Below are 13,506 nucleotides of genomic sequence, written 5' to 3' on the forward strand. Positions count from 1 at the left end.
GTCGTGTCGCGCCATGTGCTCGTCCTCAGCGGACCCAACTTGGCGGCCCTGGGCAGCCGGGAGCCGGAGATCTACGGCACCCTGACCCTCTCCGACGTGCACGAACAGGTCGGTGCTGCCGCAGCCGAACTGGACCTGACCGTCGACTGTCGGCAGACCGACGACGAGGCGGAACTGATCGGCTGGCTGCACGAGGCCGCCCGCGCCGGCTGGGACGTCGCGCTCAACCCGGCGGCCTTCACCCACTACTCCTACGCCGTGGGCGACGCCTGCGCGCACCTGGTCGGGTGCGGCTCGCGGCTGGTCGAGGTGCACCTGTCCAACCCCGCGGCCCGGGAGTCCTTCCGGCACACCTCGGTGGTGGCCCGGTCCGCCACGGGCACCGTCGCAGGCTTCGGAGCCGCGTCCTACCTGCTGGCGCTGCGGGCCCTCGCCGGGCGGTGAACGGGTCGCGGATCGCGACGACCCCCGACGAGCCGTTAAACTGGTCTGCGATCCCGCAGCCCCTCCCGTGGTGCCCTCGCGCGCCGGGGCGGCCCCTCCGCATACGAAAGAGACGCCTGTGGCAACGACGAACGACCTGAAGAACGGCATGGTCCTCAGCATGGACAACGGGCTGTGGCAGGTGCAGGAGTTCCAGCACGTCAAGCCCGGCAAGGGCCCGGCGTTCGTGCGCACCAAGCTGAAGAACGTCACGTCCGGCAAGATCGTGGACAAGACCTTCAACGCCGGCACCAAGGTCGAGACCGCCACGGTGGACCGCTCGGACATGCAGTACCTCTACAACGACGGCACGGACTTCATCTTCATGGACTCCAAGACCTACGAGCAGGTCCCGGTGTCCCCCGAGGTGATGGGCAACGCCAGCGACTACCTGCTGGAGAACAGCGAGGCGATGATCGCCACCCACGAGGGCACCGTGCTCTACATCGAGCTGCCCCCCTCGGTCGTGCTCGAGATCACGCACACCGACCCGGGCCTGCAGGGCGACCGCTCCACCGGCGGCACCAAGCCGGCGACCCTGGAGACCGGCGCGCAGATCCAGGTGCCGCTGTTCCTTGAGACCGGCACCAAGGTCAAGGTGGACACCCGCGACGGGTCCTACCTCGGCCGGGTGAACTGACCCTTCGTGGGAGCCAGGACCAAGGCCCGCAAGCGCGCGCTTGAGCTGCTGTTCGAGGCCGAACTGCGCGAGGTGAACGTTGCCGACCTGCTCGCCGAGCGGGTGGCCGCGCCGACCACGCAGCACCCGCTGCCGGAGTACACCACCGAGCTGGTGCGGGGCGTCGTGGAGCGGTGGACGGCGATCAACGAGGTGTTGTCCACCTACAGCCAGGGGTGGCCGCTGGACCGGATGCCCGCTGTCGACCGCGCCGTCCTCCGGATCGCGTCGTGGGAGATCGTCTGGAACGACGACGTCCCCGACTCGGTCGCGATCGCCGAGGCTGTCGAGCTGACCCAGCGCCTCTCGACCGACGATTCCCCGAAGTTCGTCAACGGCCTCCTCGCGCGTGTCTCCGAGGTGAAGCTCACCCTCGCCTAGTCGACCGGACGCGCCAGTTGGCGGTCCCAGACCCCCACCGGACGCGTCATGTGGCGGTCATCCAAGGGCACCGGACGCGCCAGGTGGCGATCTCACCAGAACCCGCGTGACACTGGTGGGGGTGCAGGGCGAAGGCGAGCGGCCTCGTGGAGCGACATCACCTGACCGCCGATGCGTAGCCACCCGCGGAACTTCGTGGGGTGCCCCTGGTGCATGGCTACCCGAATCCGGGAGACGACGACCTCGGGCTCCCGGACCGCTTCCGTCGTGGTCCATCGCGCGCCGGTGAGACCGAGAGCGAGCAGCCGCTCGTGACGTTGCTGCTGCAGCGCCATCGACTGCTGGATCGACTCGGTCTCGCTGAGCCCCTGATCCTTCATAGGCAGCAGGTATTTGGCCGATCCGTCGGCCTCCAGGAATGTGCCGGTCTCTTCCAGCAGACCGTCCACGCGGCCCACCAGGTGGAACCCCTCGTCGAGGATCTCCACCTGCGGCAGCGGGAGGGGGAGCCCCAACCCGTGGAACTGGACGAACGAGTAGGACTCCAGCCAGGTCTCCCGATGCGGGTCGTGCAGCGCGAAGGCTTCCAGGGCCCTTGGCCGCCCTCGCCATCGAACCTGTTCCCGCAACTCCGAGCGAACTGCTGCGGCGGTCACCAGCCCGTCACGCACCGCACCATCCAGCACGGCGACCGAGTGTGGGGGCTTGGAGGTGCGCAGGACGTCAGCAACGGTCCGTGGGACGGTCGTCACCCGCAGTCCATCGACCACGACCGTGGCGTTCTGTACGGAGTCTGCATGATGCAGAACGGCGCCTTCGACCTGCCGCGACGTGGGGAACCGCTCGATCGCGGTGAGATGCACGGGCATGTCGGGATGAAGTCGCAGATCGAGGCCATGCAGGACTGCCGCCGTCTGGTGACTGGCCGCGTGCCCCGGATGCAGCGACAGGAGTTCAGCGCACTTGTCGAGGTGACGGGCGCGGAGTAACTCCCACGGCTCAGCGTCTTCCACAGTGACGGATGGCACGTAGAGGCCGTGGGCCACCCGCTTGATCTCGCGAGTGCTCAGGGCGTGCCGCAGGTGGTGCCGTGTGAAGCCAGCCGCTGACACATCACGCCAGCGGAAGGGGCGGGGGAGTTCACTAAACAGGTCGGCCACCACCCCAGACTGGCCCCCTGTGGGGAGGGGACGTCGCGGCTATCCACAGGCTTCGTCCAGCAGGTGTCGCCACGGGTGGTCGACGGGCAGTCGTGCCCTGAGCAGTGCGGCGTCGGCCGCGCTGAGGGCTGGTATCGTCTCGCGGGCGTCCAGGGTGTCCTTCGCGCGCGGCCGGGCCGACTTGTAGAGCAGTTGAAGCCCTGGCGCGAGATACGGGATGCCGTCCGGGGACCGCAGCACGGCCACCTCCCACGGCAGGATGAACGCGTCATCCCGGCGGTACACCCAGGACTCGTCCGTGCCGTGCGACACGGTGAGATCCATCACCCATGGCCCGTCCTCGCCCCGGCGCATCCACACGTTGTTCTCGTGACGTTCCACGTCGAGGTCCTGCCCGGCATACCGGCTGAGCACTCCCGCTGCCGCCACCCACGCCGTCCAGCCGGTGCTGGACTCCAGGCGGCCGAGCAGCGAGGGGCAGTCCTGGCGCAGCAGAGCGACGTCGATGTCGTCGTGCGCCCGCCATGACCTGCCGGTGTGCAGTTCGAGTGCGTGTCCGCCGGTGATCCAGCATCGGACCGGCGTCGGGTGGAAGATCTCGACCGCCGCGCCGAGACCCAGTGGTTCCCAGCGTCCGTATGCCGAATCCACCCGCCCACCGTAAGGGGCCGCCAGGTCGTGCGTCCGGTGGGGTGGAGGGGCCGCCAGGTGGTGCGTCCGGTGGGGTGGGGGGACCGCCAGGTGGTGCGTCCGGTGGGGGGGAGAGGGCCGGTCGAGGTAGGGTGGGGTGACCGACGCAGATCCTTTAACCACCGTCCTGTGAGGCGGGGAAGGAGAGTGGGCCTGATGTGCCCTGCCCGTGACCAGGCTCCCCAGCACGAGGGGGCGACCGGCGAGACCGCCGCAGGAGCCGGACGGGTGGTGCTGGCAGAGCCGGAGATCGCCCGGGCGCTGCGCCGGATCGCCCACGAGATCCTCGAGGCCAACAAGGGGGCGCAGGACCTCGTCCTGCTCGGGATCCCCACCCGTGGCGCGCCGCTCGCACGGCGCATGGCCGGGGTGCTGCACGATGTCGAGGGGGTCGACGTGCCGGTGGGGACGCTCGACATCACGATGTACCGCGACGACCTGCGCTCCCAGCCGGTGCGCCAGGTGGAGCGGATGGAGTTGCCGGAGGGCGGGATCGACGACAAGGTCGTGGTCCTCGTCGATGACGTCCTCTACTCCGGCCGCACGGTCCGGGCAGCGCTGGACACCCTGGCCGATCTCGGCCGGCCCAAGGCGGTCCGCCTGGCGGTGCTGGTGGACCGGGGGCACCGGGAGCTACCGATCCGCGCCGACTACGTCGGCAAGAACCTGCCGACCGCCAAGTCCGAGCGGGTCTCGGTGCGCCTGAGCGAGGTCGACGACGCCGACCGGGTCGTCATCTCGGGGGCGGGGGAGGCACAGTGAAGCACCTGCTCTCGATCGAGGACCTCGCCCGCGAGGAGATCCTGGAGATCCTGGACACCGCGGAGAGCATGCACGAGGTGCAGCACCGTGAGATCAAGAAGCTGCCGACGCTGCGCGGCCGCACCATCATCAACTTCTTCTTCGAGGACTCCACCCGCACTCGCAGCTCCTTCGAGCTCGCCGGCAAGTGGCTGTCCGCCGACACCATCAACCTCACCGGCAAGGGCACCTCGATCTCCAAGGGCGAGTCGTTGCGCGACACCGTGATGACGATCGACGCCATGGGCGTGGACATGATGATCATCCGGCACATGGCCTCCGGTGCCCCGGCGCAGATCGCGCAGTGGACCAAGTGCTCCATCGTCAACGCGGGCGACGGCACCCACGAGCACCCGAGCCAGGCGCTGCTGGACGCCTATACGATGCGCAACCGGCTCGGTGACCTCGAGGGCAAGCACGTGGCGATGGTCGGCGACCTGACCCACTCCCGGGTCTTCCGCAGCAACCTGCTCTGCCTGCGCAAACTCGGCGCGAAGGTCACCCTCGTGGCGCCGCCGACGCTGCTCCCCGCTGGCATGGGGCCTTGGGCACACGCCGAGGACGTCACGGTCTCCCATGACCTGGACGCGGTGCTGCCGACCGTCGATGCCGTGATGATGCTCCGGGTTCAGCGGGAGCGGATGAGCGGCGGGTTCTTCCCCACCGCCCGGGAGTATGCCGTCACGTACGGCCTCACCAAGGACCGCCTGCGTCTCCTCCCGGACCATGCCGTCATCTGTCACCCCGGCCCGATGAACCGCGGGCTGGAGATCTCCGGCGACGCGGCCGACGCCGCCCAGTCGCTGATCCTGGACCAGGTCTCGGCTGGAGTCGCGGTCCGGATGTCGATCCTCTACCACCTGCTGTCCGGCGAAGGGACCACCGCATGAGCGCCACGATCACGTCAAGCCCCTGCTGATTGTCGGAGCCGACCTGCTCGGGGAGGGCGTCGGCGACCTGCTGCTCGTCGACGGCAGGATCGCGGCGACCGGCCCGGACGCCGCGGACCAGGCGCCCTCGGACGCCCAGCGCTACCACGGCGACGGCATGATCGCCCTGCCCGGCCTGGTCGACCTGCACACCCACCTGCGCGAGCCGGGGCGGGAGGACGCGGAGACGATCGACACCGGATCGCAGGCGGCCGCCGCGGGCGGCTACACCGCGGTGTTCGCGATGGCCAACACCAGCCCGGTCACCGACACGGCCGAGGCGGCCGAACGGATCGTCGACCTCGGCGGGCGCGCCGGCTACGTCGACGTCCACCCGGTCGGGGCGGTCTCCAAGGGACTGGCCGGGCAGGAGCTGGCCGAACTGGGGCTGATGGCCCGCTCGCGCGCGAAGGTCCGGGTGTTCTCCGACGACGGCAAGTGCGTGCACGACGCCCGGCTGATGCGCCGGGCCCTGGAGTACGTCAAGGCCTTCGACGGCGTGGTCAGCCAGCACGCGCAGGACCCGTCGCTGGCCGGGCCGACCGCCTGCTGCCACGAGGGCGAGCTGTCCGGCCGCCTCGGCCTGCCCGGCTGGCCCGGCGTGGCCGAGGAGTCGATCGTGGCCCGCGATGTCATGCTGGCCCGGCACACCGGGTCTCGGGTGCACATCGCCCACGTCTCGACCGCCGGCAGCGTCGAGGTGGTCCGCTGGGCCAAGGCGCAGGGGATCGACGTGACCGCCGAGGTCACGCCGCACCACCTGGTGCTGACCACGGACCTGCTCAGCTCCTACGACCCGGTCTACAAGGTCAACCCGCCGCTGCGCCCCGCGGAGGACGTCGAGGCGCTGCGGGCTGGCCTGGCCGACGGGACGATCGACATCGTCGCCACCGACCACGCCCCCCACGTGCGCCAGGACAAGGAGCACGCGTTCGTCGATGCGGCGTTCGGGATGCTGGGGCTGGAGACGGCCCTGTCGGTCGTCAGCTCCGTCATGGTCGGCGAGGGCCGGATGTCCTGGGCCGACGTGGCCCGCACGATGTCCACCGCCCCGGCCCGGATCGCCCGGCTGGACAGCCAGGGCCAGGGCCTCACGGTCGGAGCACCCGCCAACGTCACCCTGGTCGACCCGGCGCGTACGGTCACCGTCGACGCGGCCACGTCCAAGTCGCTGTCGCGCAACAACCCCTGGCACGGCCACGAGCTGACCGGTGGCGTGCACATGACCATCCTGCGCGGCCGGGTCACCGCCCGCGAGGGCCTGGTCTGGGGAGCGGACGCGTGAGCGCCCCGGCGGTGCTCGTGCTCGAGGACGGCCGCACGTTCCCGGGCGAGGCCTACGGCGCGGTCGGTGAGACGGTCGGGGAGGCCGTCTTCTGCACCGGCATGACCGGCTACCAGGAGACCCTCACCGACCCCTCCTACCACCGCCAGGTGGTGGTGATGACCGCGCCGCACATCGGCAACACCGGCGTCAACGCGACCGACATGGAGAGCCAGCGGATCTGGGTGGCCGGGTTCGTCGTGCGCGACCCCGCGATCCGCCCCTCCAACTGGCGGTCCCAGGGGGACCTGCAGACCGCGCTGGCCGACCACGGCGTGGTCGGGATCAGCGGCGTCGACACGCGTGCCCTCACCCGCCACATCCGCGACAAGGGCGCCATGCGGGCGGGCATCTTCTCCGGCCCGGCCGCCGGGGAGACCCCCGAGCAGTTGCTCGCCCGGGTGCACGACGCGCCGGTGATGACCGGGGCGGCGCTCGCCGCCGAGGTCTCCACCACCGAGCCGTATGTCGTGCAGCCGGTCGGGGAGCGCCGGTTCACCGTGGCGGCGCTGGACCTGGGCATCAAGGGCACGACGCCCGCGCTCATGGCCGAGCAGGGCATCGAGGTGCACGTGCTGCCGGCCACGACGACGTTCGAGCAGATCGAGCAGCTCGCCCCGGACGGGGTCTTCTTCTCCAACGGCCCCGGGGACCCCGCCACCGCGGACTCCGAGGTCGCGGTGCTGCGCCGGGTGCTGGAGGCCGGGATCCCGTTCTTCGGCATCTGCTTCGGCAACCAGCTGCTGGGCCGGGCGCTGGGCCTGGGCACCTACAAGCTGCCGTTCGGCCACCGCGGGATCAACCAGCCGGTGCTGGACCGGGCGACCGGCAAGGTCGAGGTGACCAGCCACAACCACGGCTTCGCCGTCGAGTGGCCGCACGCCACCGACGAGCCGGCGGACACGGCATACGGGCGGGTGCGGGTGTCCCACATCGCCCTGAACGACGACGTCGTCGAGGGACTGGAGTGCCTGGACGCCCCGGCGTTCTCGGTGCAGTACCACCCGGAGGCGGCCGCCGGTCCGCACGACGCGGCCTACCTCTTCGACCGGTTCACCGATCTGATGCAGCAGAGAGCAGGTGCAGATGCCCAGGCGTGAGGACATCGCCAGCGTCCTGGTGATCGGCTCCGGCCCGATCGTCATCGGGCAGGCGGCCGAGTTCGACTACTCCGGCACGCAGGCTTGCCGGGTGCTGCGGGAGGAGGGGATCAGGGTCGTCCTGGTCAACTCCAACCCGGCCACCATCATGACCGACCCGGAGGTGGCCGATGCCACCTACGTGGAGCCGATCACCCCCGAGGTCGTCGAGGCGATCATCGCCAAGGAGCGCCCGGACGCGGTGCTGGCGACGCTGGGCGGGCAGACGGCACTGAACACCGCCATCGCGCTGCACGAGTCGGGCGTCCTGGAGCGCTACGGCTGCCCGTTGATCGGGGCCAACGTCCAGGCGATCGAGCTCGGCGAGGACCGGCAGGCCTTCAAGGGCGTCGTCGAGCGGTGCGGCGCCGAGGTCGCGGCGAGCCGCATCTGCCACAGCATGGAGGAGTGTCTGGCCGCGGCCGAGGAGCTGGGTTACCCCCTCGTCGTGCGTCCCTCCTTCACCATGGGCGGGTTGGGGTCCGGCTTCGCCCACGACGAGGCCGGGCTGCGTCTCATCGCCGGTGCCGGCCTGCAGGACAGCCCGACCACCGAGGTGCTCCTGGAGGAGTCGATCCTGGGGTGGAAGGAGTACGAGCTGGAGGTGATGCGCGACCGTGCGGACAACGTGGTCGTGGTCTGCTCCATCGAGAACCTCGACCCGATGGGCGTGCACACCGGCGACTCCATCACGGTGGCGCCGGCGATGACGCTCACCGACCGGGAGTACCAGCGGCTGCGGGACATCGGCATCGCCGTGATCCGCGAGGTCGGGGTCGACACCGGCGGGTGCAACATCCAGTTCGCGGTCAACCCCCAGGACGGCCGGGTCATCGTCATCGAGATGAACCCCCGGGTATCCCGTTCCTCGGCGCTGGCCTCCAAGGCCACCGGCTTCCCGATCGCCAAGATCGCCGCCAAGATGGCGCTGGGCTACACCCTCGACGAGGTGCCCAACGACATCACCTCACCCGGGGGGCTCCGCCCCCCGGGTTCCCCCGGTATTCATCGGCCTTCGAGCCCACGCTGGACTACGTGGTGGTCAAGGTGCCGCGGTTCGCGTTCGAGAAGTTCCCGGCGGCCGACCCGACGCTGACCACGACGATGAAGTCGGTGGGCGAGGCCATGTCGATCGGGCGCAACTTCACCGAGGCACTGCAGAAGGCCTTGCGCTCGGTCGAGCGCAAGGGGTCCTCCTTCCACTGGCGCCCCGACGAGCAGCCGACCGAGGGGATGGCCCGGGCGCTGCTGGAGCAGGCCCGGACGCCGACCGACGGCCGGCTCGTGCTGGTGCAGCAGGCGCTGCGCGGCGGGCTGTCGGTCGAGGAGGTGCACGGGGCGACCGGGATCGACCCGTGGTTCCTGGACCAGATCGTGCTGATCAACCAGTTGGCCGCGGAACTGGTGGAGGCCACCTCGGGGGCGACCGGCCAGCTGGCGCCGGAACTGTTGCGGCGTGCCAAGCGGCACGGGTTCTCGGACGCGCAGGTCGCCGAGATCACCGGCATGGCCGAGCCGGTCGTCCGGGGGTTGCGGCACGCGCTCGGGGTGCGCCCCGTGTTCAAGACGGTCGACACCTGTGCCGGTGAGTTCCCCGCCCGCACGCCCTACCACTACTCCAGTTACGACACCGAGACCGAGGTCGCCCCGCGGGACCGGCCGGCCGTGCTGATCCTGGGCTCGGGCCCGAACCGGATCGGACAGGGCATCGAGTTCGACTACTCCTGCGTGCACGCCTCGCTGGCGCTGCGCGAGGCCGGCTTCGACACGGTGATGGTGAACTGCAACCCCGAGACGGTGTCCACCGACTACGACACCTCCAGCCGGCTCTACTTCGAGCCGCTGACCCTGGAGGACGTGCTCGAGGTGGTGTATGCCGAGCGGCAGGCCGGTCCGGTCGCGGGGGTGATCGTGCAGCTGGGCGGGCAGACGCCCCTGGGGCTGGCGGCCGCGCTCAAGGCCGAGGGGGTGCCCGTGGTCGGCACCTCTCCGGAGGCGATCCACCTGGCCGAGGACCGGGGCGCCTTCGGCAGGGTGCTCGCGGACACGGGTCTGACGGCACCGCGCCACGGCACGGCTTACAGCACCGAGGAGGCCCTCGCGGTCGCGCACGAGATCGGCTACCCAGTCCTGGTGCGACCCAGCTACGTGCTCGGCGGTCGGGGGATGGAGATCGTCTACGACGACGAGGCTCTGGAGCGCTACGTCTCCCGGGCCACCGACGCGGCGCCGGAGCACCCGGTGCTGGTCGACCGGTTCCTGGACGACGCCATCGAGATCGACGTGGACGGGCTCTATGACGGGCGCGACCTCTATCTCGGTGGGGTGATGGAGCACATCGAGGAGGCCGGCATCCACTCCGGGGACTCCGCCTGCGTGCTCCCGCCGGTCACCTTGGGCCGGGAGGAGATGTCGCGGGTCCGGGAGGCGACCCGCCTGCTGGCCGAGGCTATCGGGGTCCGCGGCCTGATCAACGTCCAGTTCGCCCTGGCCCAGGACGTCCTGTACGTCCTGGAGGCCAACCCGCGGGCCAGCCGGACGGTGCCGTTCGTGGCGAAGGCGACCGGTGTGCCCCTGGCCAGGGCCGCGGCCCGGGTGATGCTGGGCGCGACCGTGGCGCAGTTGCGGGAGGAGGGGCTGTTGCCCCCCGGCGACACCGACGGTGCCCTGCTGCCGGCGCACGCCCCCGTGTCGGTCAAGGAGGCGATCCTGCCGTTCCGCAGGTTCCGGACCACCACCGGTCAGGCCGTGGACTCGATCCTCGGCCCGGAGATGCGCTCGACCGGTGAGGTGATGGGCATCGACCAGGACTTCGGCACGGCGTTCGCCAAGAGCCAGCTGCGCGCCGGCACCGCGCTGCCGACCTCGGGCACCGTCTTCGTTTCCGTCGCCAACCGGGACAAGCGCTCCATGATCTTCCCGGTGAAGCGCCTGGTGGACCTCGGGTTCACCCTGGTGGCGACCGCGGGCACCGCCGACGTGCTGCGGCGCAACGGCATCCCCGCCCAGGTGGTGCGCAAGCACAGCCAGGGTGCGGGTGCTGATGGCGAGCCCACCATCGTGGAGCTGATCACCGACGGACGGATCGACATGGTGATCAACACGCCGTCCGGTCGGGATGCCCGGGCCGACGGCTATGCGATCCGGGCCGCCACCACGAGCCTGGACCGCCCGATCATCACGACGGTGCAGCAGGTCGGTGCGGCGGTCCTCGGGATCGAGGCCACGCAGACCGGCCGGCTCCGGGTCGCCTCCCTCCAGGAGCACGCGGCCCGGCTCGACCTCTACGGCCGGGCACCCGAGGCCGCGGCGAGCGGACCGGGCGAGAGCGACCGGGGCACCGGCACGCCGTGAACACGGCGGTGGCGGGCCCCCGGGAGGCCGAGGTCGTCTCGACCCGGCTGGATGGCGCCTTCCAGTTGGTCGCGCTGACCGTCCCCGGGCCGCCCCAGCCGGCGCGGCCGGGCCAGTTCGTCCTGGTCCCGCCCGAGCCGGGCGGCGGCCGGGTGCTGCCGCGCACCTGGTGGCTGACGGGGGCGCATGGGGGTGCCGGGCACCCGACGACCCTTGAGGTGGTCCTGCCGCCCGCCGAGCTGGTGCCGGGGGACCGGGTGCGTCTGACCGGTCCGCTGGGCCGGGGATTCGCGCTGCCCACGCAGCCGGTCCCGTCCGTGGTCGTGGGTCACGAGCTCGCCCAGGGACCGGCGCGGTGGCTGACCGGGCTGCTGGCGGCACGCGGGGCTCCTGTGCACGCGGTGCTCACCGCGCGGGATCAGGGGCGCCACCTGGACCCGGCGCCGGTGCGCCGCGGGGCGGCCGGGGTGGTCCTCACCGAGGGGGAGGACGTGGGGGCCCTGGTGGCAGACCTGGTGGGCCGGCACGGCGTAGGGGTGGTGTATGCCGTGGGGCCCGCCGGCGTCGTCCGCGCCGCAGCCACGGCTGCCGCGGCGGCGGGGGTGGTGAGCCAGGTGGCCGCCTTCGACGCCGGGACGGAGGCACCGGTCTGCGGTGTCGGGCTGTGCGGGGCGTGCACCGTCCACGTGCACCCGGCGAACGGGGCGGGGACCCCGGTCGCCGTCCGACCCTGCACCGTCGGACCCGTGCTCGCCGGTGAGCTCCTGCTGCCGCCCTCCGGGAGCGTGTCATGAGGTCCTGGCGCGGCGCGGGGGTCCCGCGGGTGACGGCTGCCGCGGGGTGCGGCGGCACCGGCCCGGAGCTGGCCCGGTGCGGCGACCTGGCCCGGCTGGACGCCGTGCTCCTGGGGCCGGTGGGCAACCCGGTCGCCGCGACACCCGACCCGGTGGCGCTCGAGCAGGTCCCCGGTGGACTGCTGCACACGCCCGCGCCGGTGCTCCCGGTGCGGACCGTCGTGACCGAGCACCTACCCTGGCTGGCCGCCCGCGACCTGCCCACCGTGTGTGCCGTGCGGGGCGGCAGCGTCCCCGAGGTCGCCGACGTGGTGACCCGCCTGCGCCGCGGTCTCGACTTCGACACCGTGTGTGCGGTCGAGGTGGACCTGGCCGCGGCTGACCTGGCGCGGGACGGTCGGCGCGGCGGGTTCCAGGACGACGAGCAGGAGTGTCTCCGGCTCATGGCCCGGCTGCGCGAGCTGCTCCCGCGCGACCTTCCGCTGCTGGCCAAGATCGGGCTGGACTGCGCCGACCCCGTGGCCACGGCCCGGTCCTCGGTCGCCGGCGGCGCGGCTGCGCTGGTCCTGAGCGGGACCGTCGCGGCCCACCCGGCGGGGACCCGTCTCGCCGGCCCTGCGGTCGCCCGGGTCACCGCGGGCGCGGTCTCCCGGATGGTCGCGGCCATGGAGCAGGGTCGGGTCCCTCGGGTCCCGATCGTCGCCGGGGGCGGGGTGCACGATGCCACGACCGCCAGCACGGTGCTCCGGCTGGGTGCGCACGGCGTCCAGGTCGGGACGGCACTGCTGGGCGACCCCGGGGCCCTCTGGCACATCACCGACGCCGTCGCCCGCCACCAGGGCGAGGGCCACCCCCACCAGGAGGAGACAGGATGACGCAGCAGCACCCGTTCGGCGTCCGGATCACCGAGGCCATGGCCCGCAGCGGCCCGTTGTGCGTGGGACTGGACCCGCACCCCGCGCTGCTGGCGCAGTGGGGCCTGCCGGACGCACCGGAGGGACTGCGGTCCTTCACCGACACGGTCCTGGACGCGGTGGTGGGCCGGGTCGCGGCGGTGAAGCCCCAGGCGGCCTTCTACGAGCGTCACGGGGCCGCGGGCGTGCAGGTGCTCGAGGACGCCCTGACCCGTTTGCGGGGCAGCGGGACCCTGTCGGTCCTGGACGCCAAGCGTGGCGACATCGGCTCGACGATGGACGGCTACGCCCAGGCCTATCTGGCGGACGGAGCCCCCATGGCCGCGGACGCGGTGACGGTCAGCCCCTACCTGGGCTACGGCTCGCTGGCACCCGCGGTGCGGTTGGCCGCGGAGACCGGTCGCGGGGTCTTCGTGCTCGCCCTGACCTCCAACCCCGAGGGTGCCCAGGTGCAGCACCAGGGGGAGCCGGCCGTGGCGGCCCGGATCGTGAGCGCGGCGGCGGCCGACAACGAAGGGGCGCGCCCGGTCGGGCACGTGGGCCTGGTGGTGGGGGCCACGGTCGGCCCCGAGGCGCGGCGCCTCGGGTTGGACCTCGCGGGCGCCAACGGGGTGCTGCTGACGCCGGGGATCGGGGCCCAGGGCGCGCGCCCCGAGGATCTGCGCGAGTCCTTCGGGGAGGCCCGGCGGCGGCTGCTGGTCCCAGTGAGTCGCGCTCTGCTGCAGGAGGGCCCGCACGTGTCCGCCCTGCGGGAGGCCGTCGACAGGTGGACCGCCGACCTGTCGACTGCACTGGGGGACTGACCGACTTGCGAGCTCGGGTTGGCAGCCTGCGGACCTAGTGGATAAGTTCGCTGCT

At 71.9% G+C, this 13,506-nt stretch carries 12 protein-coding genes and 1 pseudogene; 11 read left to right on the forward strand and 2 right to left on the reverse strand.

The window, feature by feature from the left end:
* The first annotated feature begins 3 nt into the window (after nt 1–3).
* From AC1QRC_RS11655 to nusB, 3 genes are all read left to right on the forward strand, one after another.
* Complete coding sequence (locus AC1QRC_RS11655) at nt 4–444, forward strand: type II 3-dehydroquinate dehydratase (protein ID WP_484203471.1); 441 nt, start codon at nt 4–6, stop codon at nt 442–444.
* A gap of 118 nt (nt 445–562) precedes the next feature.
* Nucleotides 563–1,123, forward strand: coding sequence for an elongation factor P (efp, locus tag AC1QRC_RS11660; RefSeq protein ID WP_484203472.1), 561 nt, complete (start codon nt 563–565; stop codon nt 1,121–1,123).
* Between the two features lie 6 nt (nt 1,124–1,129).
* Complete coding sequence (gene nusB / locus AC1QRC_RS11665) at nt 1,130–1,543, forward strand: transcription antitermination factor NusB (RefSeq protein WP_484203473.1); 414 nt, start codon at nt 1,130–1,132, stop codon at nt 1,541–1,543.
* Nucleotides 1,544–1,635: 92 nt separating this feature from the next.
* Here the strand turns inward: nusB and AC1QRC_RS11670 are convergent, their stop codons facing one another.
* Complete coding sequence (locus AC1QRC_RS11670) at nt 1,636–2,703, reverse strand: hypothetical protein (RefSeq protein WP_484203474.1); 1,068 nt, start codon at nt 2,701–2,703, stop codon at nt 1,636–1,638.
* Nucleotides 2,704–2,742: 39 nt separating this feature from the next.
* Nucleotides 2,743–3,354, reverse strand: a complete 612-nt coding sequence (locus AC1QRC_RS11675) for a nucleotidyltransferase domain-containing protein (protein ID WP_484203475.1) — start codon at nt 3,352–3,354, stop codon at nt 2,743–2,745.
* A 195-nt stretch (nt 3,355–3,549) separates the two neighbouring features.
* On the opposite strand from AC1QRC_RS11675, the gene pyrR reads away from it, so the two are divergent.
* From pyrR to pyrF, 8 genes and pseudogenes are all read left to right on the forward strand, one after another.
* Nucleotides 3,550–4,155 (forward strand): bifunctional pyr operon transcriptional regulator/uracil phosphoribosyltransferase PyrR, encoded by a 606-nt coding sequence (gene pyrR / locus AC1QRC_RS11680; protein ID WP_484203476.1) that lies wholly within the window; start codon nt 3,550–3,552, stop codon nt 4,153–4,155.
* On the forward strand, nt 4,152–5,084 hold the full coding sequence (locus AC1QRC_RS11685) for an aspartate carbamoyltransferase catalytic subunit (protein ID WP_484203477.1): 933 nt from the start codon (nt 4,152–4,154) through the stop codon (nt 5,082–5,084). The genes pyrR and AC1QRC_RS11685 overlap by 4 nt, the downstream gene beginning before the upstream one ends.
* A 25-nt stretch (nt 5,085–5,109) precedes the next feature.
* Nucleotides 5,110–6,408 (forward strand): dihydroorotase, encoded by a 1,299-nt coding sequence (locus AC1QRC_RS11690; RefSeq protein ID WP_484206628.1) that lies wholly within the window; start codon nt 5,110–5,112, stop codon nt 6,406–6,408.
* Nucleotides 6,405–7,547, forward strand: a complete 1,143-nt coding sequence (gene carA, locus AC1QRC_RS11695; RefSeq protein ID WP_484203478.1) for a glutamine-hydrolyzing carbamoyl-phosphate synthase small subunit — start codon at nt 6,405–6,407, stop codon at nt 7,545–7,547. The genes AC1QRC_RS11690 and carA overlap by 4 nt, the downstream gene beginning before the upstream one ends.
* Nucleotides 7,534–10,940 (forward strand): annotated as a pseudogene (gene carB / locus AC1QRC_RS11700) (carbamoyl-phosphate synthase large subunit). The gene carA and the pseudogene carB overlap by 14 nt, the downstream one beginning before the upstream one ends.
* Nucleotides 10,937–11,734 (forward strand): iron-sulfur cluster-binding protein, encoded by a 798-nt coding sequence (locus AC1QRC_RS11705; RefSeq protein ID WP_484203479.1) that lies wholly within the window; start codon nt 10,937–10,939, stop codon nt 11,732–11,734. The pseudogene carB and the gene AC1QRC_RS11705 overlap by 4 nt, the downstream one beginning before the upstream one ends.
* Nucleotides 11,731–12,609: a nitronate monooxygenase gene (locus tag AC1QRC_RS11710; RefSeq protein WP_484203480.1), complete on the forward strand. Its 879-nt coding sequence runs from the start codon at nt 11,731–11,733 to the stop codon at nt 12,607–12,609. The genes AC1QRC_RS11705 and AC1QRC_RS11710 overlap by 4 nt, the downstream gene beginning before the upstream one ends.
* Nucleotides 12,606–13,451: an orotidine-5'-phosphate decarboxylase gene (gene pyrF / locus AC1QRC_RS11715; RefSeq protein ID WP_484203481.1), complete on the forward strand. Its 846-nt coding sequence runs from the start codon at nt 12,606–12,608 to the stop codon at nt 13,449–13,451. The genes AC1QRC_RS11710 and pyrF overlap by 4 nt, the downstream gene beginning before the upstream one ends.
* The last annotated feature ends 55 nt before the right edge of the window (nt 13,452–13,506 follow it).

The sequence above is a fragment of the Ornithinicoccus sp. genome, from assembly GCF_057176825.1.